General features: G+C 68.1%; 25 protein-coding genes. 7 read left to right on the plus strand and 18 right to left on the minus strand.

Translation table 11 applies throughout. From position 1 onward, the window contains the following. Positions 1-64: 64 nt before the first annotated feature. The 6 genes from uvrD to rpmB all read right to left on the minus strand — a co-directional run bounded on the left by uvrD (position 65) and on the right by rpmB (position 6,458). Positions 65-2,257 carry a DNA helicase II gene (gene uvrD, locus AC5P8F_RS15990; RefSeq protein WP_014648867.1) on the minus strand — a complete coding sequence of 731 codons (2,193 nt, stop codon included), beginning with the start codon at positions 2,255-2,257 and terminating at the stop codon, positions 65-67. 9 nt (positions 2,258-2,266) lie between these two features. Then, positions 2,267-3,688, minus strand: a complete 1,422-nt coding sequence (locus AC5P8F_RS15995; protein WP_288495470.1) for an FAD/NAD(P)-binding protein — start codon at positions 3,686-3,688, stop codon at positions 2,267-2,269. Positions 3,689-3,733: 45 nt separating this feature from the next. After that, positions 3,734-5,152, minus strand: a complete 1,419-nt coding sequence (cls, locus tag AC5P8F_RS16000; protein WP_014648869.1) for a cardiolipin synthase — start codon at positions 5,150-5,152, stop codon at positions 3,734-3,736. A gap of 125 nt (positions 5,153-5,277) precedes the next feature. Further along, positions 5,278-5,526 (minus strand): hypothetical protein, encoded by a 249-nt coding sequence (locus AC5P8F_RS16005; protein ID WP_126411524.1) that lies wholly within the window; start codon positions 5,524-5,526, stop codon positions 5,278-5,280. 517 nt (positions 5,527-6,043) lie between these two features. Continuing rightward, the gene (rpmG, locus tag AC5P8F_RS16010; protein WP_169411268.1) at positions 6,044-6,211 is read right to left on the minus strand and encodes a 50S ribosomal protein L33; all 168 of its coding nucleotides are present in this window, start codon (positions 6,209-6,211) and stop codon (positions 6,044-6,046) included. Between the two features lie 10 nt (positions 6,212-6,221). Continuing rightward, a complete protein-coding gene (rpmB, locus tag AC5P8F_RS16015) occupies positions 6,222-6,458 on the minus strand; it encodes a 50S ribosomal protein L28 (protein ID WP_005411638.1) in 237 nt (78 codons plus the stop codon). Between the two features lie 280 nt (positions 6,459-6,738). Between rpmB and AC5P8F_RS16020 the strand changes: the two genes are divergently transcribed. Then, positions 6,739-7,953, plus strand: coding sequence for a glycosyltransferase (locus AC5P8F_RS16020; RefSeq protein ID WP_262225201.1), 1,215 nt, complete (start codon positions 6,739-6,741; stop codon positions 7,951-7,953). A gap of 13 nt (positions 7,954-7,966) precedes the next feature. Here the strand turns inward: AC5P8F_RS16020 and dnaQ are convergent, their stop codons facing one another. Together dnaQ and AC5P8F_RS16030 are read right to left on the minus strand one after the other, a co-directional pair. Continuing rightward, positions 7,967-8,476 carry a DNA polymerase III subunit epsilon gene (gene dnaQ, locus AC5P8F_RS16025; protein ID WP_014648871.1) on the minus strand — a complete coding sequence of 170 codons (510 nt, stop codon included), beginning with the start codon at positions 8,474-8,476 and terminating at the stop codon, positions 7,967-7,969. Between the two features lie 146 nt (positions 8,477-8,622). Beyond that, positions 8,623-9,516 carry a LysR family transcriptional regulator gene (locus AC5P8F_RS16030; protein WP_262225199.1) on the minus strand — a complete coding sequence of 298 codons (894 nt, stop codon included), beginning with the start codon at positions 9,514-9,516 and terminating at the stop codon, positions 8,623-8,625. Positions 9,517-9,624: 108 nt separating this feature from the next. On the opposite strand from AC5P8F_RS16030, the gene AC5P8F_RS16035 reads away from it, so the two are divergent. The 5 genes from AC5P8F_RS16035 (at position 9,625) to AC5P8F_RS16055 (ending at position 16,320) form a co-directional block, all read left to right on the plus strand. After that, positions 9,625-10,014: a RidA family protein gene (locus AC5P8F_RS16035; protein WP_014648873.1), complete on the plus strand. Its 390-nt coding sequence runs from the start codon at positions 9,625-9,627 to the stop codon at positions 10,012-10,014. 241 nt (positions 10,015-10,255) lie between these two features. Continuing rightward, positions 10,256-10,588 (plus strand): hypothetical protein, encoded by a 333-nt coding sequence (locus AC5P8F_RS16040; RefSeq protein WP_111205381.1) that lies wholly within the window; start codon positions 10,256-10,258, stop codon positions 10,586-10,588. Between the two features lie 56 nt (positions 10,589-10,644). After that, the gene (locus tag AC5P8F_RS16045; RefSeq protein ID WP_049407169.1) at positions 10,645-11,898 is read left to right on the plus strand and encodes a TolC family protein; all 1,254 of its coding nucleotides are present in this window, start codon (positions 10,645-10,647) and stop codon (positions 11,896-11,898) included. Beyond that, entirely contained in the window at positions 11,895-13,100 is a 1,206-nt protein-coding gene (locus tag AC5P8F_RS16050; protein WP_032960667.1) for an efflux RND transporter periplasmic adaptor subunit, read from the plus strand. Before AC5P8F_RS16045 ends, AC5P8F_RS16050 begins: the two co-directional genes overlap by 4 nt. A 10-nt stretch (positions 13,101-13,110) precedes the next feature. After that, entirely contained in the window at positions 13,111-16,320 is a 3,210-nt protein-coding gene (locus AC5P8F_RS16055) for an efflux RND transporter permease subunit (protein ID WP_495228556.1), read from the plus strand. A 95-nt stretch (positions 16,321-16,415) separates the two neighbouring features. On the opposite strand, the gene AC5P8F_RS16060 is transcribed toward AC5P8F_RS16055, so the two are convergent. The 9 genes from AC5P8F_RS16060 to AC5P8F_RS16100 form a co-directional block, all read right to left on the minus strand. Continuing rightward, positions 16,416-18,188, minus strand: coding sequence for a DUF885 domain-containing protein (locus AC5P8F_RS16060; RefSeq protein WP_049420846.1), 1,773 nt, complete (start codon positions 18,186-18,188; stop codon positions 16,416-16,418). Positions 18,189-18,469: 281 nt separating this feature from the next. Then, entirely contained in the window at positions 18,470-18,817 is a 348-nt protein-coding gene (locus AC5P8F_RS16065) for a lipid-A-disaccharide synthase N-terminal domain-containing protein (RefSeq protein WP_014648879.1), read from the minus strand. After that, entirely contained in the window at positions 18,817-19,539 is a 723-nt protein-coding gene (locus AC5P8F_RS16070; protein WP_005420380.1) for a glycosyltransferase family 2 protein, read from the minus strand. Before AC5P8F_RS16070 ends, AC5P8F_RS16065 begins: the two co-directional genes overlap by 1 nt. Positions 19,540-19,629: 90 nt before the next feature. Next, positions 19,630-20,595, minus strand: a complete 966-nt coding sequence (locus AC5P8F_RS16075) for an NAD-dependent epimerase/dehydratase family protein (protein ID WP_014648881.1) — start codon at positions 20,593-20,595, stop codon at positions 19,630-19,632. A gap of 45 nt (positions 20,596-20,640) precedes the next feature. After that, positions 20,641-21,375, minus strand: coding sequence for a suppressor of fused domain protein (locus tag AC5P8F_RS16080; RefSeq protein WP_049442094.1), 735 nt, complete (start codon positions 21,373-21,375; stop codon positions 20,641-20,643). Between the two features lie 126 nt (positions 21,376-21,501). Then, entirely contained in the window at positions 21,502-22,425 is a 924-nt protein-coding gene (locus AC5P8F_RS16085; RefSeq protein WP_014648883.1) for a ParB/RepB/Spo0J family partition protein, read from the minus strand. After that, positions 22,425-23,222 carry a ParA family protein gene (locus AC5P8F_RS16090; RefSeq protein ID WP_014648884.1) on the minus strand — a complete coding sequence of 266 codons (798 nt, stop codon included), beginning with the start codon at positions 23,220-23,222 and terminating at the stop codon, positions 22,425-22,427. The genes AC5P8F_RS16085 and AC5P8F_RS16090 overlap by 1 nt, the downstream gene beginning before the upstream one ends. 112 nt (positions 23,223-23,334) lie before the next feature. After that, positions 23,335-23,973, minus strand: a complete 639-nt coding sequence (gene rsmG / locus AC5P8F_RS16095) for a 16S rRNA (guanine(527)-N(7))-methyltransferase RsmG (RefSeq protein WP_014648885.1) — start codon at positions 23,971-23,973, stop codon at positions 23,335-23,337. 39 nt (positions 23,974-24,012) lie between these two features. Next, a complete protein-coding gene (locus AC5P8F_RS16100; protein ID WP_046433275.1) occupies positions 24,013-24,612 on the minus strand; it encodes a 4'-phosphopantetheinyl transferase family protein in 600 nt (199 codons plus the stop codon). An 84-nt stretch (positions 24,613-24,696) separates the two neighbouring features. On the opposite strand from AC5P8F_RS16100, the gene AC5P8F_RS16105 reads away from it, so the two are divergent. Then, positions 24,697-24,948, plus strand: a complete 252-nt coding sequence (locus tag AC5P8F_RS16105) for a GlsB/YeaQ/YmgE family stress response membrane protein (RefSeq protein WP_014648887.1) — start codon at positions 24,697-24,699, stop codon at positions 24,946-24,948. A gap of 72 nt (positions 24,949-25,020) precedes the next feature. Here AC5P8F_RS16105 and xth read toward each other — a convergent pair whose 3' ends face one another. Next, entirely contained in the window at positions 25,021-25,788 is a 768-nt protein-coding gene (gene xth / locus AC5P8F_RS16110; protein WP_046433277.1) for an exodeoxyribonuclease III, read from the minus strand. Between the last annotated feature and the right edge of the window lie 148 nt (positions 25,789-25,936).

A 25,936-nucleotide genomic window follows, 5' to 3' on the forward strand; every position in this document is an offset into this window, starting at 1 on the left:
CACGTGCATTCCGCGATGGGGTCAGAGCCCTCCCTGCGGGAGGAATCCGACCCCTCGACGGCGATCAGATCACCGTCAGGTTGGCGTAGGCCATCACCAGCCACTTGCTGCCGGCATCAGCAAACTCGACCTGCACGCGGGCGTGCGCGCCGCTGCCTTCGTAGTCGGTCACCATGCCTTCGCCGAACTTGGGATGGGTAACCAGCGCGCCGAGCTTGACCGGCGGCGCCTCGATCGAGGCATGGCCCATCACCCGGCTGGCGCCCATCGAAGCCGGGCGCGAGACCTGCACCTTCGGGCGCACTTCGTGCAGCAGTTCGCGCGGAATCTCGCGCAGGAAGCGTGACGGCAGGCTGTAGTTGTCCTGGCCGTGGATGCGGCGCGATTCGGCATAGCTCAGCACCAGCTTCTGGCGCGCGCGGGTGATGCCGACATAGGCCAGGCGGCGCTCTTCTTCCAGCCGCCCGCTTTCCTCCAGCGAGCGTGCGCTGGGGAACAGGCCTTCTTCCAGGCCGGCCAGGAACACCAGCGGGAATTCCAGGCCCTTGGCCGAGTGCAGGGTCATCAGCTGCACGCCCTCTTCGCCCGCCTGCGCCTGGCCCTCACCGGCCTCCAGCGCGGCATAGGCCAGGAACGCGACCAGCTCGTCCATGTCCTCGCCCACTTCCTCGATGTCGTCGGCCCGGCGCACGAAGCGCGAGGCCACCGAGACCAGTTCGTCGAGGTTGTCGGTGCGCGACTCCGAGTCCAGCGCATTGCGGCTTTCCTTGCTCCAGTGCTCGCGCAGCTGCGAGCGGGCCAGCACGTGGTCCACGCGCTCGGCCAGGGTCATGTGCACGGTCTGCGCCTGCAGCTCGTTGACCAGCCCCAGGAAGCCGGCCAGCGCATTGCGCGCGCGTGCGGCCAGCGCGTTGCCCTGGGTGACCAGCATCGTTGCTTCCCACAGCGAGATACCCTGCGCGCGTGCCTCGCGGCGCACTTCGTCCAGCGTGCGGTCGCCGATGCCCCGGGTGGGGGTGTTGACCGCGCGCTCGAACGCGGCGTCATCGTTGCGGTTGGACAGCAGGCGCAGGTAGGCCAGCGCGTCCTTGATTTCGGCACGCTCGAAGAAGCGCATGCCGCCATACACGCGGTACGGCACCTGTTCGCTCAGCAGCGCTTCTTCCAGCGCGCGCGACTGCGCGTTGCTGCGGTAGAGCACGGCCACTTCGGTGTAGCTGCCACCGTCGCGCACCCACTGGCGGGCACGCTCGACGATGTAGCGTGCCTCGTCCATCTCGTTGTACGCGGCGTACAGGTCGATCGGCTCGCCGTCACCGCTGTCGGTCCACAACTGCTTGCCGATGCGATCCGGGTTGTGCGCGATCACCGCGTTGGCAGCGCCGAGGATGTTGGCGGTGGAGCGGTAGTTCTGCTCCAGGCGGATGGTCTGCGCGCCCGGGAAATCGCGCAGGAAGCCCTGCACGTTCTCGACCTTGGCACCGCGCCAGCCGTAGATGGCCTGGTCGTCGTCGCCGACCACGAACACGTGGCCGGAATCGCCGGCCAGCACGCGCACGAAGGCGTACTGGATGGCATTGGTGTCCTGGAACTCGTCCACCAGGATCTCGCGGAAGCGGGCGCGGTAGTGCGACAGCAGCGCCGGGTTGTCGCGCAGCAGTTCGTGCGCGCGCAGCAGCAGCTCGGCGAAGTCGACCAGGCCGGCGCGGTCGCAGCGCGCCTGGTACTCGATGTAGGCCTGGCGCATGGTTTCCAGCCACGCGTCGTGCGGTTCGGGCTGGATGTGCTGCGGGCGGCGGCCCTCGTCCTTCTGCGCGTTGATCCACCACGCGATCTGCTTGGGCGGGTACTTGCCGTCGTCCAGCTCCAGCGCCTGCACCACGCGCTTGACCAGCCGCAGCTGGTCGTCCGAATCCATCACCTGGAAACCTTCGGGCAGCTTCGCGTCCTGCCAGTGCAGGCGCAGCAGGCGGTTGGCCAGGCCGTGGAAGGTACCGATCCACATGCCACGGCTGCCATGGGGCAGCTGGGCGTCGATGCGGTGGCGCATTTCGCCGGCCGCCTTGTTGGTGAAAGTCACCGCGAAAATGCCGTGGGTCGGCACGCCGTCGACTTCATGCAGCCAGGCGATGCGGTGGGTGAGTACGCGGGTCTTGCCGGAACCGGCACCGGCCAGCACCAGGTGGTGGCCGGGGGGAGCGGAGACGGCTTCGCGCTGGGCCGGGTTCAGGCCATCAAGCAGGTGGGAGACATCCATGCCCCCATTTTACGGCATCGCCGTCGCGGCTCCTGCGACCACCTGGGTGGCCAGTGCCTGCGCCTGCTGACGCAGTTCAGGCACCGCCAGGCTTTCCCACAGGCTGCCGATGCGCAGGCTGCCGAGTACGCCCAGCCGCGCCTGCGGCTGGCCACCGGCGGCACGCAGGCGGTCGCCCGGCACTGTGCTGTCCAGGCCCAGCCCGTGCGGGCCGGGGCGGGCCAGGCCATCGCTCTGCAGCTGTTGCAGCAAGGGATTGCGCAGCGCGCTGGCGCGGGTTTCCACGCCGGTGGCGTTGATCACGCCGCCGATCGTCCAGTGCTGATCCTTGCCGGAGGCGTCGCGACCCGACAGCCGCAGGGCATCGCCTTCGCGGCCGATGCGTTGCAGGCGGGACCGGTGAATACGCAGTTGGCCGCTTTCGATCAGCGCCTGCAGCTGTGCGTCGACCTCTTCGGCGATGCGGTGGCGATGCACGTCCCAGTAGCGCACCACATGGCGCAGGAAGCGGCGCTGGTCGGCCGCGTCGAGGCTGCACCACAGTGCCTGCCCGTGCGGACGGATGCGGTCCATCACCCCCTGCCACGGCAGACCATCGGCCTGCGCCTGGCGCGCGAACCCGCGCAACGCGCGCAGGCGCTGGCGCAGGCTCATCGGCAGCAGCGCAGCCGGGTCGAACGCGGGCAGGCCGCCATGCGCATGCGGCAGCGGCAGCAGGCCATGGCGCGAGATCACGTGCAGCGGGCCGGTGTGGCCGGCAGCGACCAATGCCAGCACGGTGTCAGCCATGCTCAGGCCGGAGCCGACGATGGCCACGGCCTGCTCACCGGCCAGGGTGCGTATGCCGTCGTAGTCCCAGGCCTCGATCACGTCATCGGCGGGCAGTGCCTCGGCACCGGCTACCGGCAGCGGCCGCATGCTGTTGCCGGTGGCGAGCACTGCCTGTGCGGCGTGCAGCGTCTGGCCATCGCCGAGTGCCAGCTGGTAGCCGTGGTCATCCGGCTGCAGGCCCAGTACCGGCTGCACGATCACCTGCAGCTGTGCCGGGCTGGCCGCGGCGGCCTCCTGCAGGCGCTGCTGCAGGTACGCTGCAAAGTAGTGGCGGCACACGTAACGCTCGCCCAGCACCTCGCGCGCCTCGCCCGGGTAGGCGTTGGCGGCCATCAGGTAGTCGAGGAAATCGCCGGGCTGGTCGGCAAACGCACTCATCTTCGCCGCCGGCACGTTCAGCAGGTGCTCCGGCCACGGCGTGGCATAGGCGATGCCCTGCGCCAGCTGCGAAGCCGGTTCGAAGATGGCCAGCGCCAGCGGCGCCTGGGCCTGGCGCAACACCTGGATCGCCACCAGCACCCCGGCCGCACCACCACCGATGATTGCCAGGTCCAGTTCGCCATTACGCGGTGAATCAGTCATGCGCCGATTGTAGGCCATCGGCGATGACGGGCCGGATTGCCGAAGCGGGCGGTTGCCGCCGTTTCACATCAACGCATCGGCCAGCCGTGCGATGCCTTCGCGGCTGCGCCGCCACGTGGGACGGCTGCGCCACTGCTGCAGGTCCAGCTGCCGCGACTCGCGCAGGTAGCCATCCTCGATCGCGCACAGCTGCTGCACCAGCGCACGGTCGTAGCAGACCAGGCCGATTTCGGCATTCAGCGCGAACGAGCGGATATCCATGTTGATCGAGCCGAGCACGGCGATGTCCTCGTCCACGCTCATGTGCTTGGCGTGCAGGAACTGCGGCTCGTACAGCGCGATGCGCACGCCACAGCGCAGCAGCTCGTCGTAGTAGGCCTCCTGCGCCCACGACGTCAGCCGCTGGTTGTTGCTGGCCGACAGGATCAGCTGCACCTGCACGCCGGACAAGGCCGCAATGCGCAAGGCGCTGAGCGTGGCTTCGTCGGGCACGAAATACGGGGTGACCATCACCAGCCGGCGCCGCGCCAGGTGGATCAGCGCCGCCACCGCATCGCGTGCGTTGCTGTAGGGATAGGCGGGGCCGCTGGGCAGCAACTGGGTGGCGATGTCGTCGCTGCACTCGGGCACATCGGCGATCACGTCCAGGCGCTGGCCGGTTTCCATGTACCAGTCGCTGGCGAACACCGCTTCCAGATGCGCCACCGCCGGGCCGCGCACGCGCGCCACCAGCTCGCGGTTCGGGTGGCCAGGCACGAACTGCGGGCCGGCCAGGTTCTGCGAACCGACATAGGCCACTTCGTTGTCGATCACCGCGATCTTGCGATGGTTGCGCAGGTCCATGCGCCCGCTGCGGCGCCAGCGCAGGCCACCGGGCAGCATCGCGCGCACTTCGATGTCGCGCGCCTGCAGGCGCTTGCGATAGGCACGCAGGCCGCGCTTGGCGCCCACCGCGTCGAGCAGCACGCGGCACTGCACGCCACGTGCAGCCGCACGCTGCAGGGCCTCGACGATCGCCTCGCCCACCGCGTCGTCGAACATCAGGTAGTACAGCAGGTGCACGCGGTCTTCGGCCTGGTCGATGTCGGCGATCAGCGTGTGCAGTGATTCGTCGTAGTCGGTCAGCAGATCGACGGCGTTGCCGTGCACCGGCATGAAGTCGCCCTGGCGCTGCACCAGCGGCACGATCTCAGCGCTGGCGGTGTCCGGCTGCGGTGTCCAGCGCAGGCGATGCTGCAGCGCCTGTTCCTCTCGGATGACCTGCGAGGCCTCGGCCTGGCGGCGGATGCGCTCGCGCGACAGCCATGGGTGGCCGAACAGCAGGTACAGCGGCAGGCCCAGCAGCGGCACGAAGCCGACCAGCAGCAGCCAGCTACGCGCCGCCCCCGGCGTGGTGCGGGTGGGGATCCAGCACAGTGCAACCAGCCGGATCAGCCAGTCGATCAGCAGCAGGTACGAACCCAGCAACCACTCGAACAGCATCGTGTCGCCCGTCGGGAGGTGATGGGCCATTCTGCCCACCGGCCCTTGTGGAGTCGAGCCGCGCTCGACGGCCTTCCGGTCCGACCGCACAGCAGCCGAGCGTGGGCTCGGCTCTACAGGATGGCTCAATGCCGCACCGGCACCTCGCACAGCCGCCGCACCGCGTCGGCATGGCGGCGGCCGTTGAGCGCCATGCAGGCGATCGCCTGTGCGGCCCGCTCCAGCTGCGCCTCCGGCAGCGGCGACGGCGCGCCGTTGGCCAGTGCCAGATGGTGGTCGCACAGCAGCAGCGCCATGCCCTCGATGCCTTGCAGCATGCGCTGCAGGCGCAGCCAGCCCAGTTCCAGGTCCTGCCGGTGTGATGGGGTGTTCATGCAACCTCCTTCAACGGATCTGGCCACCGTGAAGGTGGCGGACGATGCGTGGTTGCAATACCGGGAAGCAATCAATCAGCAAACGAACCGGCGGGCGCAAGGCCCCCTCGCACCGTCCGCCATAGAGGCGGATAGGTCACCAACCGTCGCCGGAGGGATCTCCGGCGACGGCGGGCGAGTCTACTGATTGATTGACTTCACGGGATTGCAAGCCCGACCGCTGCAACCGCAGCGGCTCACCATCATGGGCACGGCCACGCCCGTCGTTCCAATCGATTTGAACCGTGCGAGGCGCCCGAACCGGTAGGAACAATCACTTATCGCATTCGGCCCTTCGCTCCAGGCATGGCGCCATTGGCGACAGCGTGCGCAGGGACTGCCCAGTGCCGACCAACGGTCGGCACCCACCACCACCACAGCAGCATCGGAACGGTCGGTATCCACCAGGTAAACGCAGGGCATGAAAAAACCCGCCACAAGGGCGGGTTTCTTCGCGGGGACCAGCAATCCATGCGGATTACTTGATCTTGCCTTCCTTGTACAGGACGTGCTTGCGCACGACCGGATCGTACTTCAGGAATTCCATCTTCCCCGGGGTGTTCTTCTTGTTCTTGTCGGTCGTGTAGAAGTGGCCGGTACCGGCCGAGGAAATCATACGGACCTTATCGCGCTTGCCTGCCATGATGCTTTACTCCTCAGACCTTTTCGCCGCGCGCACGCAGCTCAGCCAGAACGGAATCGATGCCGTTCTTGTCGATGGTGCGCAGTGCATGCGCGGAAACACGAAGCTTGACCCAGCGGTTCTCGCTGGCCACCCAGAAACGGCGCTCGTGCAGATTCGGCAGGAAACGACGACGGGTCTTGTTGTTGGCGTGCGAGACGTTGTTACCCGTCTGCACTCGCTTGCCGGAAACCTGGCATACGCGGGACATTGCGCACCTCGATAGTAGTAGTTGTCAGCCCGTAGCCCGGGCGACGGCGGCCTCGATGGTTGCCCACCACACGTCAAGAGAATCAAAGGGTTACGCTGGCGTTGGGCGGCCGGGGACGTGCTCCCGGGAGCGCCGCCCGGTAGAAAACCGGACACAGCGAGCCGCGCATTATGCACGGGTTCAAGCACTTGCGCAAGTTACCCACAGGCGGGGACTGGACCGGCGGGGCGGGGGGACTTCGCCAACCGGCATACTGGCCCGGATCACTGCGGAGCTTTCCATGCGGCTGCTGGCCCTGACCTACGGAACCGAAGGCGATACGCGTCCGCTGGCCATGCTCTGCCATGGGCTGATCAGCGCAGGCCACGCGGTGACACTGCTGGCCGATGGCGGCACCCTGGGCAGCGCGCAGGCCCTGGATGTGCCCCACGCGGCCCTTGAGGGTGACATCCATGACGAAGTGGTCGCCCTTGTCTCGCGGGGCAACGGTGTTGCCGCCGCCAGTACCGGTCTGGCACGGATGGCGCTGCAGCATGTCAGCGGCTGGATGCGCCAGGCCGATGCCGCCGCCGAAGGCTGCGATGCGATTCTGACCGGCGGACTGGCGGCCCTTGTCGGCATGAGCGTGGGCGAACGTCGGGGTCTGCCGGTCATCGGCACCGGCATGATTCCGCTGACCCCGACGCGAGCCTTCCGCTCTCCGTTCCTGCCACCCGGACGCTCGCCGGGCTGGTTGAACCGGGCCAGCTACGGGTGGGTCAACGGCCTGATCTGGCGCCAGTTCCGTCGGCCGATCAACGCGGCACGCCAGCAACTGGGGCAATCGCCGCGTCGCGCGCTGTGGTCCGGCCTGCCGATGCTCTATGGCATCTCGCCGCAGCTGCTGCCGCCACCGGCGGACTGGCCGGCCGACCACATCGCCTGTGGCCAATGGCGGCTTCCTGATGCGCCCTGGACGCCGCCAGCCGATCTGCAGGCCTTCCTCGATGCCGGGCCGCCGCCGGTCTATCTGGGCTTTGGCAGCATGACCGGATTCGATCGCGAGCGCGTGCTGCCGGCCCTGCTGCAGGCGCTGGCACCGCGCCGGGTGCTGCTGTTTCCAGGGTGGGCCGGATTGCCGACGGGTGCGCTGCCAGCAGATGTGTTCGTGCTCGGCCCGACGCCACACGAAGCACTGTTCCCGCATTGCGCACTCGCCATCCACCATGGTGGCAGCGGCACCACGCATTCGGCCTGCCGCGCCGGCATTCCCTCGCTGGTGATGCCGTTCGCCGCGGATCAGTTCTTCTGGGCCGATCGCCTGTATCGGTTGGGCGTGGCACCGCCACCGTTGTCACCGAAGCGACTGGATGCAGCAACGCTGGCGGCAGCCATCACCTTCGTTGAAACCGACGCAACACGCGCACGCGCGGCGGCCCTGGGCGTGGCGATGGGCCATGAGGACGGGGTGGCCTGTGGCGTGGCGATGATCGAGCGCTGGTTACGGCCGGTGTAACAGCGGCCAGGCCTCAGCGCAGGTGCGGGATCACCTGCGCCAGCAGATGGGCATCCTTGAGCGCGCCGTGCAGGCCGCGCTGGCTGGGAATGCGCAGGCGCTGCAGCACATCGTCCAGCTTGTTGCCCTGGCCGGGCCAGCGCCCGCGCGCCAGCTTCAGGCTGCAGGTGATGCGGCAGTGCTGGGCCAGCGTGCCGGGAATACCGGACAGACGCAGCTCGTTGTCCAGGAAGCCCACATCGAAGGTGGCGTTGTGCGCGACCATCTCGCTGCCGCGCAGGAAGTCCAGCAGTTCGGCGGCCTTGCTGGAAAACAGTGGCTTGCCCACCAGCATCGCATCACTGATGCCGTGCACGCGCTGTGCACCCCAGTCGACCCTGCGCTGCGGCTGCAGGTAGGTGTGGAACTGGCGGCCGGTGAGCTGGCCATCGATCAGTTCGACGGCACCGATTTCGATCACCCGGTGCCCCAGGCGGTGGGAGATGCCGGTGGTTTCGGTATCCAGTGCGACGATGCGACTCATGCGTGGCGATGTTTCCTGTTACGTGCTGTGGTGATTTTCGCATGCCGGTAGAGCCGGGCCCACGCTCGGCTGGCGCGCGTAGCGCGGGCTTGGTGATGCCAGAAGCAGCCGAGCGTGGGCTCGGCTCTACAGATGCGCGCGCGCGATCAACCCAACGCCTCCACCACCCAATCGATGAACACCCGCAGCCGCTGGCTCATGTGCCGGTTCGGCGGGAACATCACATGCATCGGCATCGGCGGCAGCTGCCAGTCCGGCAACACCGGCAACAGCTCGCCGCGCGCCACGTGCGGCTCGGCCATGTAGCTGGGCAGCGCCACCACGCCCAACCCCGCCAACGCAGCGGCCAGATAGGCATTGCCGTCGTCAAAACCGACCGTGTAGCAGCCCTGCACCTCGATGCGCTCATCGCCGCGCTGTGCAACGAACACGCGTGCGCGGCCACTGCGCGGGCTGAGGAAGCCGACCATGTGGTGATCGGGCCCTTGCAGCGCGCGCGGATCGGTCGGCAGGCCGAAACGTTGCACATAGTCGGGGCTTGCGTGGAAGCCGATCGGCAGCGCCGCCAGCGGCCGCGCTACCAGCGCCGGGTCGGCCGGGGTGCCACCCCGGATCACGCAGTCGACGTTGTCGGCGATGACATCGACTTCGCGGTCACTCACGCCGATGTCCAGCTGGATCTCCGGGTAGCGCGCCTGGAAGTCCGGCAGCGCCGGCACCAGCCGCAGCCGCGCGTAGGGCCCGGGCACATCCACGCGCAGCCGCCCGCGCGGCTGGGTGGCCGCGTCGCCCAGCCCGCCCTCCACTTCTTCCAGCTCGGCCAGCAGGCGGGCGATGCGCGGGTAGTAGGCCGCGCCGTCGGCGGTGACGCTGACCCGGCGCGTGGTGCGGTTGAGCAGGCGCAGCCGCAGGTGTGCCTCCAGCTGCTGCACCAGCTGGGTGGCCGTGGTGCGGCTGATCTGCAGGGTCTGCGCGGCGCGGGTGAAGCTGCCGGTTTCCACCACCCGGGCAAAGGCCCGCATCGCCTCGAAACGGTCCATGGCGGGCCATGATTGTTTGGAATTGACAATCAATCTAGGCCGATCATCGCGGTTTATCCAGACAGCGCTGACGGGGAGGATGGCGTTCTCTCCCACGGGATCTTCCCCATGTCACAGCGTGATGTCGTTTTCCCCGCCGGCCGCCAGGCCCTGTACGAGCGCAACCGCTACTCGCCTGCGATCCGTTCCAACGGCTTCCTGTTCGTATCCGGCCAGGTCGGCAGCCGTGAGGACGGCTCGCCCGAGCCAGACTTCGAAACGCAGGTGCGCCGCGCTTTCGAGAATCTCAATGCGGTGTTGGCTGCTGCCGGCTGCACGTTCGATGACGTGATCGACGTGACCGTGTTCCTGGTCGATCCAGAGAAGAACTTTGAGAAGGCCTGGGCAATCGTGCCGGAGTATTGGGGCGAGGCGCCGCACCCGACCCTGACCGGTATCGGCGTGACCTGGCTGTATGGGTTCCAGTTCGAGATCAAGGTGATCGCGAAGCTGCCGTGATACGGGTAGTGCCGGCCGCTGGCCGGCAACGCGGTGGGGTCGAAAAGCGTGTCGACCAAGGTCGACACCTACCTGAGCACATGTGCGCGGCGCACCCGAACGGTGTGGTGGGGTCAGAGCCCTTTCCGGAGGAAAGGGATCCGACCCCGCGCCCGGCCCAGCTGAACGGGAGATTCCGACGAATTCCCGAAGCGTCCATTGATATTGTATCCGGCGAAAACCGCTTGCTAGCCTGCCGTCCATGCGCTGGATCACCCGCCACCTCCGTTCGACCCTGCTGATGCTGCTGATGGCGGCATTCGTGGTCGTGCCGGTGGCCGACGCGCTGGCCTGCACGGTGGAACCGCACGCCAGCACGGTGCATGTGGAGTCCGCACCGGATGCCGATGGCGATGCCGACGGCAAGCACGCCGGTGCCTGCAGCCACAACCACTGCCACCACTCCAATCTGAGCCTGCCGGCCAGTACCTTCGCCGCCTTCGGTGCGCCGCTTCCGGCGCGCTGGATGAATGCCGGCGACGCGGCGACCTATGCGGTCGCCCAGGATGAACTGACGCGTCCTCCCCGGGCGTGAGTTGAGCGCGTCCCGCATTCGCGGGCTTCGGTTCCCCTCACCTCCGGAAATTCTCCATGTCGACCCTGACACGTCGGCCGCTGCGTGCGGCCGGGCGGGTCGTCGCCGTGTTGCTGGGCCTGGCCCCGGCGGCATCGGTGATGGCGCAAGCCGCCCCTTCCTACGACACCCTGCTTGAACGCCTGGACCAGCTGCCCGGCACCCGCGTCGGTGCGGCGCTGGCCGAGGCCGCCGACGCGCGCGCCGACCAGGCCCGTGCGTTGCCCAACCCTTCCCTCTCTTACTCCGCCGAAAACGCCTGGGGCACCGGCTCCTATGGCGGCATGGGCAAGGCCGATACCGTGCTCACCCTGTCCCAGCCGCTGGAGGTCTGGGGCCAGCGTGGCGCGCGTGTCCGTGCCGCCCGTGCCGAGGCACAGGCCGCCAACCTGCGTGGTGCCCAAAGCCGCAGCGACGTGGCCAGCCAGCTGGCGGTGGTCTATGCACAGGCGGAAAGTGCACTGCGCCGCTACACCCTGGCCGAAGAAGCACTGAGCCTCACCCGCGCTGACGCCAACGCGGTCAACGCGATGGTCAAGCAGGGCCGCGAGCCGCAGCTGCGCGCCGTGCAGGCGCAGAGCGAAGTCGCCAACGCCAGCGCCGCGCTGGATGAGGCGCAGGCCTTCCGCGATGCCGCGCTGGCCCGCCTGGCCGGTGCCGCGCTGCTGGATGCGCCGGTGCAGTCGATCGGCGACAGCCTGCTCGACCGCGCGCCGCCGTTGCCACGCGGTGCCACCGATACCGCGCTGGCGGTGCGCATCGCCGAAGCCGAAGCGGATGCGGCGGGCAAGCTGGTCGACGTGGAGCGCAAGCGCGCCCTGCCCGACCTGAGCGTCACTGCCGCGCAGACCCGCTTCCGCGAGGGGGGCGAGCGCGCCTACAACCTCGGGGTCAGCCTCAGCATCCCGCTGTTCGACCGCAACCGCGGGGGCATACGCGCCGCCAATGCCGACCAGCGCGCGGCCGAGGCACGCCTGGACCAGCAGCGCCGCGACAGCGAGGCGGCACGCCTCTCCGCGGTGGCCGGTTTGAAGGCCGCCGGCAGCCGTACCCGCGCCGCCGATGAAAGCGTGGTCGCCGCCGAAGAGGCGTATCGCCTGGCCCGCATCGGCTTCGACGCCGGGCGCATCTCGCAGCTGGAACTGCGCAGCACGCGCAGCGCCCTCATCGCCGCCCGCGGCACCGCCGTGGATGCGCGCCTGTCGCGCGTCGCCGCGGAAATCGATCTTGCCCGCCTTGAAGGGCGCGCACCTTTTGTGGAGGTCCCATGACGCTCTCCCGTACTTTCCCGCTGATCGGCGGCGTGCTGCTGGCCGCGCTGCTGGCCGGCTGCGCTGGCAACGCGCAGACACCTGCCAATGAAGACCCGGCTGCGGCCAAGGCCGGCACCGACGATGGCCACGGCCATGCCGCCGACAGCAAGGAGGCCAAGGCCGAATCCGCAAAGGCGCCCGCCGATGGCGATGAGGGTGTCGTGCAGCTGACTCCTGAGCAGATCAAGGCGTCCGGTATCGAAGTGGTCGCGGTCGGTCGTGGTGGCGGTAGCTCCACGCGCCTGTCCGGCCGGGTCGAACCGTCGGTCGGTGCACGCGCCTCGGTGGCGTCGACCGTGACCGGCCGCGTCGAACGCGTGCTGGTCGCACCGGGCACCGCGGTGAAGCAGAACCAGGCACTGGCGATCGTGGTCAGCGGCGAAGCGGCGGTGTTCCGCGCCAATGCGCTGGCCGCCTCGGCCGAAGCCGAGGCCGCGCGCCTGGCCTATGGCCGCGACAAGGCGCTGGTCGACCAGGGCGTGGTCGCCCGCCAGGAGATGGAAGCCTCGCGCGCACGGTCGCTGGCGGCACAGGCCCAGGCCGCTGCCGCGCAGGCCCAGGCCGCTGCCAACGGTGCGCCCGATGCCAGTGGCCGCGTGCGCATCACCAGCCCGGTAGCCGGCATCGTCGGCAACGTGCAGGTCACTCCGGGCGGTGTAGTCGCCGCCGGCAGTGCAGTCGCCGATGTCGCCGACCCGACAATGAACGAGCTGGTGTTCACCGCACCGCCGGCGCTGGCCGCACAGGTCACGCCCGGCATGACGCTGGAAGTGAGCGTGCCGGGTGGCAGCTTCACCGCCACCGTCACCGGTTCGGCCGCCGATGTGCGCCAGCAGGGCGGCGTCGCGGTGATCCGCGCCACGCCGGTGGATGCGTCGCTGCCGCCGGCCGGTTCGCCGGTCTCGGCCGTGGTGGTCACCGAAGGCCAGGACGGCTCGCTCAGCGTCCCGGCCGATGCAGTGCAGAACGTTGATGGCAGCAGCGCGGTGTTTGTCGCCGTCGAAGGTGGCTTCAAGGCGCAGCCGGTGCTGGCCGGGCGCCGTGCCGGTGACCGCATCGAGATCCTCGCTGGGCTGACCGGCAGCGAGCGCATCGTCGGTGCCAATGCCTTCCTGCTCAAGGCCGAGCTGGCCAAGGGCGAAGCCGAGCACGGCCACTGAGGAGGCGACTATGTTCAAGCTGATCATTGAAACAGCGGTGCGCCACCGCTGGCTGGTGGTGTTCATGGCCGCACTGATCGCCGCGGTGGGCCTGTTCCAGCTGGGCAAGCTGCCGATCGACGCGGTGCCGGACATCACCAACCGTCAGGTACAGATCAACACGGTAGCACCGGCGCTGACACCGGAGCAGATCGAGCGGCAGGTGACCTATCCGCTGGAAACCGCGCTGGCCGGCATCCCCGGCCTGACCACCACGCGTTCGCTGTCGCGCAATGGTTTCTCGCAGGTCACCGCGATCTTCACCGATGCCACCGACATCTACTTCGCCCGCCAGCAGGTGGCCGAACGCATGCGCGAGGCATCGGAAGACCTGCCCGATGGTGCATCACCGATGCTGTCGCCGGTCACCACCGGCCTTGGCGAGGTGCTGATGTGGACCGTGGACTTCACCGCGTTCGATCCGGCCAAACTGGCCAAACCCGATGAAGCGGGCTGGCAGGCCGGCGAGGTCTACCGCACACCGGAAGGCAACCTGCTGGGTACGCCCGAAGAACGTGCGACCTACCTGCGCACCGTGCAGGACTGGATCATCGCGCCGCAGATGCGTTCCAGCCCGGGGCTGGCCGGCGTCGATACGGTTGGCGGCTACGTGAAGGAATACGGCGTGCATCCGGACAGGGCCAGACTGGCCGCGCATGGCCTCGGCCTGGCCGACCTGGTCACTGCGCTGCAGCGTTCCAACGTGCAGGCCGGTGCCGGCTTCGTACAGCGTGCCGGCGAGGGCCTGGTGGTACGTGCCGACGGCCTGGCGCTGACCACCGACGACCTGGCACAGGCCCCGGTGGCGACCCGCAATGGCGTGGTGGTACGCGTAGCCGATGTGGCCACGGTGGAACTGAGCCGCGCGCCGCGGCTGGGTGCGGCCAGCCGCAACGGCCATGAAGCCGTGCTGGGCACCGCGCTGATGATTGCCGGTGGCAACAGCCGCACCGTGGCCCAGGCAGCGGCCGCGCGCCTGGAACAGGTAAACAAGTCACTGCCGGCCGACATCGTGGCGGCACCGGTGCTGGACCGCAGCGTGCTGGTCAATTCCACCATCAAGACCGTCGCCAGGAACCTCACCGAGGGCGCGCTGCTGGTGGTGGTGGTGCTGTTCCTGCTGCTGGGCAACCTGCGTGCGGCAACGATCACCGCGCTGGTGATTCCGCTGTCGTTCCTGTTCGCAGTGATCGGCATGAACCGCTTCGGCATCAGTGGCAACCTGATGAGCCTGGGTGCGCTGGACTTCGGCATCCTGGTGGACGGTGCGGTGATCGTGGTCGAGTCGACACTGCTGATGCTGGGCCAGCGCCGCGCCGAACTGGGCCGTGCGCTGACCGCGATGGAACGCCTGCGCGTAGCCGCCGATTCGGCCATTAAGATGGCGCGCCCTGCGGCCTTCGGCCAGCTGATCATCCTGCTGGTGTTCGCGCCGATCCTCACGCTGGAGGGCGTGGAGGGCAAGACGTTCCACCCGATGGCGGCCACGTTCATGCTGGCCCTGGTCGGTGCCTTCCTGTTCTCCTTCACCTTCGTGCCGGCGATGGCCGCGCTGCTGGTGCGCGAGCCCAAGGTGAAGGACGGCGATGCGCACGCGGACGACGGCGAGCACGAAACCAGGCTGATCCGCGTGCTGCGTGCGCGCATCGAACCGGTGGTGCGCAAGGCCGTGGCGCACCCGCGCACGGTGCTGGCCGGTGCGGTGATGATGGTGGTGGTGGGCATCGGCGCGTTCTCGCTGCTGGGCCGCGAGTTCATGCCGACCCTGGATGAGGGCAACGTGGCGATGCAGGCCCTGCGCGTGCCATCGACCTCGCTGGAGCAGTCACTGGCAATGCAGCTGGCGCTGGAAAAGGCGATTGCCAAGCAGCCGGAAGTGGAAACCGTGTTCTCGCGCACCGGTACCGCCGAGGCGGCGATCGACCCGATGCCGACCAACATTTCCGACAGCGTGATCGTGTTGAAGCCACGCAAGGACTGGCCCGATCCGACGCTGGCCAAGGACGCACTGGTGGCGCGCTTCGAGAAACTGGCCGGGCAGCAGCTGGGCAACAGCTTCGAGTTCAGCCAGCCGATCGAGCTGCGCTTCAACGAACTGATTTCCGGCGTGCGTACCGACCTGGCCGTAATGATCTTCGGTGATGACTTCAGCCAGCTGCAGAAGGTGGCCGACCAGGTGGCGTTGAAGCTGCGTGCGGTGGATGGCGCGGCCGACGTGCGGGTGGAACAGATCTCCGGCCTGCCCACGCTCAACGTGGCGATCGACCACGTGGCGGCGGCACAGTACGGGTTGAGCGCTGCAGATGTGAGTGATGCGCTGTCCACCGGCATCGGCGGTACCACGGCCGGCAAGATCTTCGAAGGCGACCGCCGCTTCAACGTGGTGGTGCGCCTGGACGATGCCTCGCGCAACGATCCGGACCAGCTGGCCTCGCTGCCGATCGCCACGCCATCGGGGCTCGTGATTCCGTTGTCGTCGGTGGCGCGCATTACCGTGAGCGAAGGGCCGAACCAGATCAGCCGCAACAACGGCAGCCGCCGCGTGGTGGTGCAGGCCAACGTGCGCGGTCGCGATCTGGGCGGCTTCGTCGGCGAGGCGCAGGCCGCGGTGGCCGACGTGGCGCTGCCGCCGGGCGCCTACCTGACCTGGGGCGGTCAGTTCGAGAACCTGCAGCGCGCGGAGAAGCGGTTGGCAACCGTGGTGCCGGTGGTGTTCCTGCTGATCGGCAGCCTGCTGTTCATGGCCCTGCGCAGCGGCAAGGAAGCCATTCTGGTGTTCAGCTGCGTGCCGTTGGCGCTGGTCGGTGGCATCCTCGCGCTGCTGCTGCGAGGCATGCCATTCTCGGTATCGGCGGCAGTTGGCTTCATCGCCGTCTCCGGCGTGGCCACGTTGAACGGCCTGGTGCTGATGCAGGCGATCCGCGAACGCCTGGACGCCGGCGACCTGCCGCTGCAGGCAGCAATCAACGGTGCCTCCAGCCGCATCCGCGCGGTGCTGACCACGGCGCTGGTGGCGATCGTCGGCTTCATCCCGATGGCGATTGCCAGCGGTTCCGGTGCGGAGGTGCAGAAGCCGCTGGCCACGGTGGTGATCGGTGGCCTGATCACCGCCACCGTGCTGACCCTGCTGGTGCTGCCGACCTTCGCAGCACGGGTGGCCAAGCCGCGGCCGGTGGGGTGAGGCGAGAGGGGGTCGGAGCCCTTTCCACAGGAAAGGGATCCGACCCCGTGACCGGGTCGGGTTGCCGGCCAGCGGCCGGCACTACCCTTGCACGGTCAGGCCTTCTTGCGCTCGGCGATGTAGGCCTGGATCTGCTGTTCCAACACCGGCAGCGGCACCGAGCCCTGCTTGAGCAGGGTGTCGTGGAAGCCCTTGATGTCGAACTTGTCGCCCAGCTCCTTCTCGGCCTGCGCACGCAGGCGCACGATGGCGATCTCGCCCAGCTTGTAGCTCAGCGCCTGGCCAGGCCAGGAGATGTAGCGGTCCACCTCGGTGGTCACTTCATGCTCGCTCAGCGCGGTGTGGTCACGCAGGTAGGCCAACGCCTGCTCGCGGGTCCAGCCCTTGCTGTGCACGCCGGTGTCGATCACCAGGCGCGCCGCGCGCCACATCTCGTAGGTCAGGCGGCCGAAATCCTCGTATGGGGTTTCGTAGATGCCCATCTCCACGCCCAGCTTCTCGCAGTACAGCGCCCAGCCTTCGCCATAGGCGGAGATGTAGGCGTTGCGGCGGAACTCCGGCAGGTTCTTCTGCTCGGCGGCGATCGCGCCCTGCAGCGAGTGGCCCGGATCGGATTCATGCAGGGTCAGCGCCGGCAGGTTGTACAGCGGGCGCGACGGCAGGTTGTAGGTGTTGAGCCAGTAGGTGCCCATGCCACCGCGGCCGGCCGTCCAGAACGGTGCGATGTCCGGCGGCACCGGCACGATGGTGAAGCGCGCGCGCGGCAACGTCATGTACTTGCCCAGCTGGCCGTCCGCCCGCTTGGAGATCCACGCGGCACGCGACAGCAGCTCTTCCGGTGTCTTTGCATAGAACTGCGGATCGGTACGCAGGAAGGTCAGGAACTCGGCAAAGCTGCCCTTGAACTTCACCTGCTTGATGATGTCGTTCATTTCCTTCTGGATGCGCTCGACCTCGCCCAGGCCGATGCGGTGGATCTCGTCCGGCGACAGGTCCAGCGTGGTGTATTCGTGGATCTGCTGCCGGTAGTACGCCTTGCCATCGGGCATCGCTTCGGCGGCCAGGGTGGTGCGCGCCTGTGGCACGTACTCGTTGACGAAGAAGGTGCGCAGCTGCTGGAACGCCGGCACCACCTTGCCGCTGATCGCCGCGCGCGCCTGCGCCTGCAGCCTGGCCTGCTCGGCGGCCGGGATGGTGGTGGGCAGCTTCTTGAACGGCGCGTACAGCGGCGACTCGGTCGGGTCCTTCAGCTCGGCGACGGTGGCGATGGACACTTCGCGGCCATCGAGCACCGCGCGCGGCACGCTGAAACCACGCTTCAGGCCGGCGCGCATGTTCTCGGTCTGCTGGCCGAAGTAGCGCGGTACATCATTCAGGCGTGCGATGTAGTTCTGGTAGTCCTGCACGGTCTTCATCTCGCGCCGGGCCATGAAGGACAGGTTGGACCAGAAAGAGGAATCGGCGTTGAACGGCATCTCGTAGCCGCGCAGGCGCGTCTCTTCGGCCAGGTTGAACACCTGGTCGTGGTAGATCGCGTAGTTGACCTGGTTGTCGGCCGACAGGGTCTTCGGGTCGATCTTCTTCAGCGCGGCCAGGGTCTCATCCCACACCTTCAGGCGCGCCTGCTGCGCGGCCGGGCCGACGTCGGGCATGCGGGTGGCGTTGGCCGGGGCGTCCTCGTCCTCGCTGGCCTCGCCACCGCCCTGCTGGCGCCACTTCCATTCCTTCTCGTACAGCGCGCGGAAGGCGGCGTCGGCGGGCGATTCAGTGGCCACGCCGGACGGTGCGGCGGTGGCGGGCGGCGCGGCCAGGGCCACGGCGGGGGCGGACAGGGCGATCAGCAGGGCAACGGCAAGACGGGTTTTCACGAGCACAGGTTCCCGGGAAGGCAGACCCCGATCATGGCACCCCCCATCGCCCGTGGCATGGGACGAAGGTCCTGCCTGCGCAGCAGACCGGGGCCCCGGTAGCCGCCAACCTTGGTTGGCGCTGGGCTTCCCCGTGTGCCAACCAAGGTTGGCAGCTACCAGGCACGGTAGCCAGGTACGCAGTAGACCCACGTCATGCGTGGATGCGCCGCGGATCCGGACAGGGTGATCCGGACGGGGTCAGAGCCCTTTCCCATGAAAAGGGATCCGACCCCGGGGCCTCAGTGGCTGGCCTTGTCTCGCTTCCAGCCGCGGTGCTTGATGTCCAGGTGCAGGCTGTACAGCGCGGTGAACGCCGGGAACAGGTTCTGCAGCACGCCCACCGAGTCCTGCTTGGCCGAGAACAGGAAGTAGCTCAGCGTCATCAGGCTGCCGAGCACGCTCATGTACCAGAACAGGCGCGGGATCACCGGCTTGCCGGCGCGCTTGGACGCGACGAACTGGACCAGCCAGCGGCCGCCGAACATCAGCGCGCCGGTATAGCCGATCAGCTTCCAGCCGGTCACGTGCAGGCCGGTCCAGTACAGCCAGGTCAGCGGCTGGTCGAGCCAATGCAGCTCCAGATCCATCAGCGCTCCTCCACCGCGGTGCGCTTGCTGCGGGTGATCAGCCAGGCCACGCCACGCAGGTCGCGGATGCCGACCAGCGCGCGGCCGAGGTTGTTGTACTTGGACACGCCAGCGGTACGGTGGCGGTGGTTGACCGGCACGCTGGTGGTCTTCCAGCCGGCGCGCTGCATCAGCGCCGGCAGGTAGCGGTGCATGTGGTCGAAGTACGGCAGGTCGAGGAACGCGCTGCGTTCGAACAGCTTGATGCCGCAGCCGGTATCGGGCGTATCGTCGCGCAGCATGCGTGCACGGATGGCGTTGGCCCATTTGCTGGCCCAGCGCTTGCTGCCGCTGTCCTGGCGGTTGACGCGCCAGCCGGCGAACAGCTTCACCTGCGCCTCGGCGGCGTCGCGTGCGGCGAGCAGCTTGGGGATATCGGCCGGATCGTTCTGGCCATCGCCATCCAGGGTCGCGATCCACGGCGCGCGGGCGTGCTTGACGCCGGTGCGCACCGCGGTGCTCTGCCCGCTCTGGTTCACATGGTGCAGCACGCGCAGTTCCGGGGTGGTCGCCTTCAGTCCCTGCAGCACCGCCAGGGTGTCATCGCGCGAGTGATCGTCGATGTAGACGATTTCGAACGGCAGCCGGCCACGCAGCGCGGCGGTGATTTCGGCGACCAGCGGGGCGACATTGTCGCGCTCGTTGAATACCGGGACGACAACGGAAAGCTCGGGTTGGCTCATAAGGCACTCGGCCAAAGGGGGGACAAAGACCGCGCATTCTCCGCTGCCGAGGTTATCCGAAGATGAACCCCGCGGCGTGAGGATCCATCCTCAGGCGCGATCGCCAAAATACTCGCGGCACCACTGCACCACAGGCGGCAGGCCTTCTTCGATCGGGGTCACCGCATCGAAGCCGAAAGCGTCATGTGCGCGCCGGGTATCGGCCATCGTGCGCACCATGTCGCCGGGCTGCATGGGCTTGTACACCTTCTGCGCGGGGCGGCCGGCGGCCTGCTCGATCACGCTGATGAAGCGCTCCAGCTCGACCGGCGTATGGTTGCCGAGGTTGAACACCCGGTGCGGCACCGGGCCGTCGGCCGGATGCGCGAGGGCGCCGAGGATACCGGACACAATGTCGGAGACATGTGTGAAATCGCGCTGCATGCGGCCTTCGTTGAACACATCGATCGGCCGCCCGGCCAGCACCGCGCGGGAGAACAGCAGCGGTGCCATGTCCGGCCGGCCCCACGGGCCATACACGGTGAAGAAGCGCAGGCCGGTGGCATGCAGGCCGTACAGCTGCGCGTAGGTGTAGGCCATCAGCTCATTGGCCGCCTTGGTCGCCGCGTACAGCGAACGCGGCTGGTCTACGCGCTGGTCCTCGGAGAACGGCGGCGTGGCCGAATCGCCGTAGACCGAGCTGCTGGAGGCATACACCAGGTGCTGCACGCCGCGGTGGCGGCACAGTTCGAGCATGTTGACGAAGCCGACCAGGTTGCTGTCGACGTAGGCGTGCGGGTTTTCCAGCGAATAGCGCACGCCGGCCTGGGCGGCCAGATGGATCACCGCCGTCGGCTGCACTTCATCGAACAGCGCAGCCAGGCCCTCGCGGTCGGTCAGGTCCAGCGCGCGCAGGTCCAGCGACGGGCACAGCGCGGCCACGCGGTCGCGCTTGATCTGCGGGTCGTAGTAATCGTTGAAGTTGTCCAGGCCGACCACGGCCTGGCCGGCCTCCAGCAGTGCGCGGGCGGTGTAGGCACCGATGAAGCCGGCAGCGCCGGTGAGCAGGATGGTCATGGCAGGGGCCTGGAAACGAAGTTCAGGCCCCTGATGTTACCGGTCTCAGAACAAACCGAAACGCTTCTTCGCCACGTTGGTGCGGCCGGGTTCGATTACATCCTGGATCTTCTTCGCGTCGAAGCGGTCGAGCAGCGCCTCGGCGCCCTTCCTCAGCTTCAGGTCCATCTCTTCGGGGTACAGCGGGACCAGGCTCATGAAGCTGATGGTCTTGCCGTCGTCCAGTTCCAGCGTGGCAAAGTCCTCCGGGGTGGTTACCGGCGTCAGCACGATGGCGCCGTCGAAGCCCACGCCCGGCGCATAGGGCTCGCTGGGATGGCCGTTGGGAATGGTGTGGCCGAAGCCCAGCCAGGTGTCGTACTCGTGCGGCAACCGCGCCATGCCCTTCAGCAGGCGCACCGGCCAGTAATTGCGCTCGTCCTCGAAGGCGTCCTGGGAGATGGGCCAGTCCGCCGGCAGGGTCACCATCAGTTCCATGTAGCGCGGCACGTCCGCGTCCACCTCGGCGGGCACGGTCATCGGCAGGTCGCTCATGCCGGAGGTGACCAGGCGCAGGTAAGGGCAGTGGTCATTGGCCGGCACCACGTGCACGTCGATGTGCACCAGGTCGGAGATGATCTCGTGGAAGACACCGGATACCGGGCCCAGATGGCGTTCGAGGTGGGCGCTGATCGCCTCGATGTGGCGTTCTTCGCCGGTGGCGAGCACGAAGTCCTTTTCGCGGCGATGTACCAGTATCTGGGTGCCGTCCGGGCTGACGTCCTCGTATTCGTTGCTCATGTCCTGCTCCCTGGATGAGGCCACGGACCGGAAGGCAGTGCATTCCCTCGGCGCGCGCGGCGGTACGTTCCCTGTCATTGGCGGGACACGGCAGGAACGGGCCGCGCCCCTGTCACTGCGCCGGGCTCAGCCCTGGCGCGTGCGCAGCTTTTCCAGCACGCCGTCCAGGGTATCCAGGTCGGTGTAGTGGATGATCAGCTTGCCCTTGCCACCGCGGCCATGATTGATCGCCACCTTGGCGCCCAATGCTTCGGACAGTTCGGTCTCCAGCGAGGCGATATCAGCCTGCTGCACCTTCGGCGTGGCCGCCGGGCGGTTGCTCGGCACCTTGCCGGCGGCGAAGGCCTGCGCACGGCGCTCGACCTCGCGCACCGACCAGCCTTCATCGGCTGCTTCCTGGGCCAGCTTGCCGGCCAGCTCGGGAGCCAGGGTCAGCAGCGCGCGGGCGTGGCCCATTTCCAGGCGGCGGGTTTCCAGCAGCAGGCGGATCGCCACCGGCAGCTCCAGCAGGCGCAGCAGGTTGGACACCGCCGCGCGCGAGCGGCCGACGGCCTCGGCGGCCTCGGCATGGGTCAGGGTGAACTCGCTGATCAGGCGCTGCAGCGCCTCGGCTTCTTCCAGCGGGTTGAGGTCTTCGCGCTGGATGTTCTCGATCAGCGCCATCGCGATGACGGTGCGGTCTTCCAGCTCGCGCACCACCACCGGCACTTCGTCCAGGCCGGCCAGCTGCGATGCGCGCCAACGGCGTTCACCGGCGACGATTTCGTAGTTGCCCGCCGGCAGCTGGCGCACCAGGATCGGCTGGATCACGCCCTGCGACTTGATCGAGTCGGCCAGCTCGGACAGCTTGCCCTCGTCCATCTCGCGGCGCGGCTGGTACTTGCCCGGCTGCAGCTGGCCGACCGGCAACTTGCGCAGCACTTCACCCGGCAGCGGCTCGATCACCGCGGTGGTGGCCTGCACCTGGCTGACCGCGCCTTTCGGGCCCAACAGCGCATCCAGGCCACGGCCGAGGCCTCGCTTCTTGGCTGCCGGCTTGCTGCTGGTCATCAGACGATCTCCACGGCCTTGCCGGCCTTGTTGCGTTCGTTGTTGCGGCGGATGATCTCGCCGGCCAGGCCCAGGTAGGCCACGCCACCGCGCGAGGCGCGGTCGTAGCCGACGATGCTCTGGCCATGGCTGGGTGCCTCGGCCAGGCGCACGTTGCGCGGCACGATGGTGCGGAACACGCGGTCGCCGAAGTGCTCGGTGAGCTCGGCCGACACTGCGTTGGCCAGGTTGTTGCGCACGTCGAACATGGTGCGCAGCACGCCTTCGATCTCCAGCGCCGGGTTCAGGCTGGTGCGCAGCGCTTCGATGGTTTCCACCAGCGCGCTCAGGCCTTCCAGCGCGTAGTACTCGCACTGCATCGGCACGATCACCGAGTCGGCGGCGGCCAGCGCGTTGAGCGTCAGCAGCGACAGCGCCGGCGGGCAGTCGATCAGGATGTAGTCGTACTCGTCGCGGATCGGCGCCAGCGCGCGCTTCAGGCGCTGCTCGCGCTCGCTCTGGCCCATCAGCTGGATCTCGGCGGCGGTCAGGTCGATATTGCCGGGCAGCAGGTCGTAACCCTCGGCAGTCTGCACGCGTACATCGGCAGCGCTGTTCTCGCCGAGCAGCAGGTCACAGGTGGAGGCGGCCAGCTCGCGTTTGTCCACGCCACTGCCCATGGTCGCGTTGCCCTGCGAATCCAGGTCGACCAACAGCACGCGCTTGGGTGCGTTGGCCAGGGAAGCGGCCAGGTTGACGGCGGTCGTGGTCTTGCCGACGCCACCCTTCTGGTTGGCGATGGCGATGATGCGGGCCATGCGGGTGTGCCTCGTCGACGTGTGCTGGGACCGGTCATTATGCGTACAACCGGCCCCTTGCGGAAATCGTGGATCGCCAACCCGTTGTTCCACAAGGGGCTGGCGGCGGGAATCAGGGGCCTGTAACAGTGACCAGGTGGCGTTCGCCGGCCAGGCCGGGCACGCTCAACGGGGTCACCTCGCGCACCTGCCAGCCCGCCGGCAGGTCCGCGATCTCCTCATGCGGGTAGACGCCCTTCATGGCCAGCAACACGCCGCCGGGGCGCAGCAGGTGGCCACCGACGCGGACGATGCCGGCCAGGGTGTCCATCGCGCGCGCGGTCAGCTGGTCGTAGCGGCCGGCCTCGTCCAGCGCCTCGGCGCGCGACTCGGCCACGCGGGCGTTGCCCAGGCCGAGCTGGCGCACGGCTTCGCGCATGAAGCGCGCCTTCTTGCCGTTGCTCTCGACCAGGGTGACCTGCAGGCCCGGGCAGGCGATCGCCAGCGGGATGCCGGGCAGCCCGGGGCCGGTGCCAAGGTCGGCCAGGCTGCCGTCGGCCACGAACGGCTGCATCGCCAGCGAGTCGAGCAGGTGGCGGGTGACCATCTCCTGCGGGTCGCGGATGGCGGTGAGGTTGTAGGTGCCGTTCCAGCGGTGCAGCAGGGCCAGGTAGCGCAGCAACGGCGGCGCCAGCGCGGCGTCCAGGCCCATGCTGGCCAGGCCCTGTTCCAGCGTGGCAGACACGCTGGCGGGAAGTGGGTGTTCGCTCATGCCGGCATTATCGCCGGTTTTGCGCGCCGATTCCCCGCTTCAGTGTGGATACCAGGCCAATGCGGCGCGGAACTGGCCGCTGGCCTGCCACTCGTGCAGGTGCCAGCGTGCGGCCTCGCCCAGTTCCGGGTCGCACCAGCGCAGGTGCAGGGCGCCATCGGGCCCGGGCGCCAGCTGCAGGCGGTGCAGGCCGAACGAGATGCCCTGCCCATGCGCCTTCAGGATGGCCTCCTTGACGCACCACACGCGGAAGAACCAGTGCTCGCGCCCGGCCTCATCCAGGCGTTCCAGCCAGGCCACCTCCTGCGGGTGGAAGAAGCGCCGCACGATTTCCAGCAGGCGCGGTCGCGGCCGCAGCAGCTCCAGGTCCACGCCCAGCCGGACGCCTTCGCCCAGCGCCACCAGCAGCACCTCGCCGCTATGGCTCCAGCCGGTGCCGTAGTGGGCCAACGGGCCGCTCAGTTCCGGCCGGCCCTTGTCATCACGGACCAGCGGCAGCGTCTGCGGGTCGGCGCCCAATGCCTGTGCCAGCACCTGCCGCGCCTGCGGTTCACCACGCTGGCCCGGCACATGCGGGCGCCGCCAGACCGTCACCGGACCGAAGCGCCAGGGGCCATCGAGGGTGGCTGGCAGGCTCATGCGCACACGCCCATCACGCAATTCCACGACGGGTTCACAGCCCTGCGCGTCAACTGGTCACAGTTCCCCACCGGAGGTTCGATCATGGGCATCATCATCTGGCTGATCGTCGGCGGCATCGTAGGCTGGCTGGCCAGCATCATCATGAAGCGCGATGCCCAGCAGGGCATCATCCTCAACATCGTGGTCGGCATCGTCGGCGCGCTGATTTCCGGCTGGCTGTTCGGCGGCGGCATCAACGAAGCGATCACCCTCCGCACCTTCCTGTTCTCGCTGATCGGTGCGGTGATCCTGCTGGCGATCGTCAACCTGTTCACCCGCAAGAGCATACGGTGATCTGAGGGTAGTGCCGGCCACTGGCCGGCAGATGTTCCAGAACGGGCCCGGCAATCGTCGGGCCCCGTCCGTTCAACCGATCTGCACCCAGGCCGGCGCATGGTCACTCGGGCGTTCCCAGGTGCGCGGCTCGCGGTCGATGCCCGAGGCCACCGCACTGCCCTTCAGCGCATCGGAGACCAGGGTCAGGTCGATGCGCAGGCCCAGGTTGCGGCGGAAGCCGGCGGCACGGTAGTCCCACCAGCTGAAGGTACCCGCCTCGTCGTTGTGCAGGCGGAAGCCATCGTGCAGGCCCAGCTGCAGCAGCTTGTTCAATGCGCCGCGCTCGGCGGTGGAGGTCAGGATGTGGTTGTCGTTCCACACCGCCGGGTCGTGCACGTCGCGCGCGTCCGGGGCGATGTTGAAGTCGCCCATCACGATCAGCTTCGGGTGGCGCTGCAGTTCTCCGGCGATCCAGGCATGCACCGCTTCCAGCCAGCGCAGCTTGTAGTCGTACTTGTCGGTACCGATGTCCTGGCCGTTGACCACGTACAGGTTGATCACCCGCAGGTCGCCGAAGGTGCCGGCGATGACGCGCTTCTGCTCGTCCTCGAAACCGGGAATGCCGATCTGCACGTCCTGCGCCGGCTCACGTGACAGCAGCGCCACGCCGTTGTAGGTCTTCTGGCCGGCGAACACGCTGCGGTAGCCCGCGGCGATCAGCGCCGAATCGGGGAACTTGTGGTCCTCCAGCTTGGTTTCCTGGATGCCGACGATGTCCGGGCCGAAGTCCTTGAGCCACTGCTCCAGGTGCGGCAGGCGGACATTGAGCGAATTGACGTTCCACGAGGCGATTTTCATGGGGGCATTCTAACCGGGTGGGCTTGGGTTGCCTTGTAGAGCCGAGCCCACGCTCGGCTGTGTCTGCCTGGACCAGCCAAGAGCAGCCGAGCGTGGGCTCGGCTCTACAGAAGAATCAGGCCCTGAATCAAGTGGAGCCACGCCATGC

The sequence above is a fragment of the Stenotrophomonas sp. YJH_SMC_69 genome, from assembly GCF_059370495.1.

Coding starts and splice junctions, on each gene's coding strand:
- AC5P8F_RS16045 (WP_049407169.1), top strand. CDS start 10,645: ATGTCGACCCTGACACGTCGGCCGCTGCGTGCGGCCGGGCGGGTCGTC.
- AC5P8F_RS16075 (WP_014648881.1), bottom strand. CDS start 20,595: ATGACCATCCTGCTCACCGGCGCTGCCGGCTTCATCGGTGCCTACACC.
- AC5P8F_RS16080 (WP_049442094.1), bottom strand. CDS start 21,375: ATGAGCAACGAATACGAGGACGTCAGCCCGGACGGCACCCAGATACTG.
- xth (WP_046433277.1), bottom strand. CDS start 25,788: ATGAAAATCGCCTCGTGGAACGTCAATTCGCTCAATGTCCGCCTGCCG.
- AC5P8F_RS16040 (WP_111205381.1), top strand. CDS start 10,256: ATGCGCTGGATCACCCGCCACCTCCGTTCGACCCTGCTGATGCTGCTG.
- AC5P8F_RS16105 (WP_014648887.1), top strand. CDS start 24,697: ATGGGCATCATCATCTGGCTGATCGTCGGCGGCATCGTAGGCTGGCTG.
- AC5P8F_RS15995 (WP_288495470.1), bottom strand. CDS start 3,688: ATGGCCTACAATCGGCGCATGACTGATTCACCGCGTAATGGCGAACTG.
- AC5P8F_RS16055 (WP_495228556.1), top strand. CDS start 13,111: ATGTTCAAGCTGATCATTGAAACAGCGGTGCGCCACCGCTGGCTGGTG.
- rpmB (WP_005411638.1), bottom strand. CDS start 6,458: ATGTCCCGCGTATGCCAGGTTTCCGGCAAGCGAGTGCAGACGGGTAAC.
- dnaQ (WP_014648871.1), bottom strand. CDS start 8,476: ATGAGTCGCATCGTCGCACTGGATACCGAAACCACCGGCATCTCCCAC.
- AC5P8F_RS16035 (WP_014648873.1), top strand. CDS start 9,625: ATGTCACAGCGTGATGTCGTTTTCCCCGCCGGCCGCCAGGCCCTGTAC.
- AC5P8F_RS16005 (WP_126411524.1), bottom strand. CDS start 5,526: ATGAACACCCCATCACACCGGCAGGACCTGGAACTGGGCTGGCTGCGC.
- uvrD (WP_014648867.1), bottom strand. CDS start 2,257: ATGGATGTCTCCCACCTGCTTGATGGCCTGAACCCGGCCCAGCGCGAA.
- AC5P8F_RS16090 (WP_014648884.1), bottom strand. CDS start 23,222: ATGGCCCGCATCATCGCCATCGCCAACCAGAAGGGTGGCGTCGGCAAG.
- AC5P8F_RS16020 (WP_262225201.1), top strand. CDS start 6,739: ATGCGGCTGCTGGCCCTGACCTACGGAACCGAAGGCGATACGCGTCCG.
- AC5P8F_RS16070 (WP_005420380.1), bottom strand. CDS start 19,539: ATGAGCCAACCCGAGCTTTCCGTTGTCGTCCCGGTATTCAACGAGCGC.
- AC5P8F_RS16050 (WP_032960667.1), top strand. CDS start 11,895: ATGACGCTCTCCCGTACTTTCCCGCTGATCGGCGGCGTGCTGCTGGCC.
- cls (WP_014648869.1), bottom strand. CDS start 5,152: ATGCTGTTCGAGTGGTTGCTGGGTTCGTACCTGCTGCTGATCGACTGG.
- AC5P8F_RS16085 (WP_014648883.1), bottom strand. CDS start 22,425: ATGACCAGCAGCAAGCCGGCAGCCAAGAAGCGAGGCCTCGGCCGTGGC.
- AC5P8F_RS16100 (WP_046433275.1), bottom strand. CDS start 24,612: ATGAGCCTGCCAGCCACCCTCGATGGCCCCTGGCGCTTCGGTCCGGTG.
- AC5P8F_RS16030 (WP_262225199.1), bottom strand. CDS start 9,516: ATGGACCGTTTCGAGGCGATGCGGGCCTTTGCCCGGGTGGTGGAAACC.
- rsmG (WP_014648885.1), bottom strand. CDS start 23,973: ATGAGCGAACACCCACTTCCCGCCAGCGTGTCTGCCACGCTGGAACAG.
- AC5P8F_RS16065 (WP_014648879.1), bottom strand. CDS start 18,817: ATGGATCTGGAGCTGCATTGGCTCGACCAGCCGCTGACCTGGCTGTAC.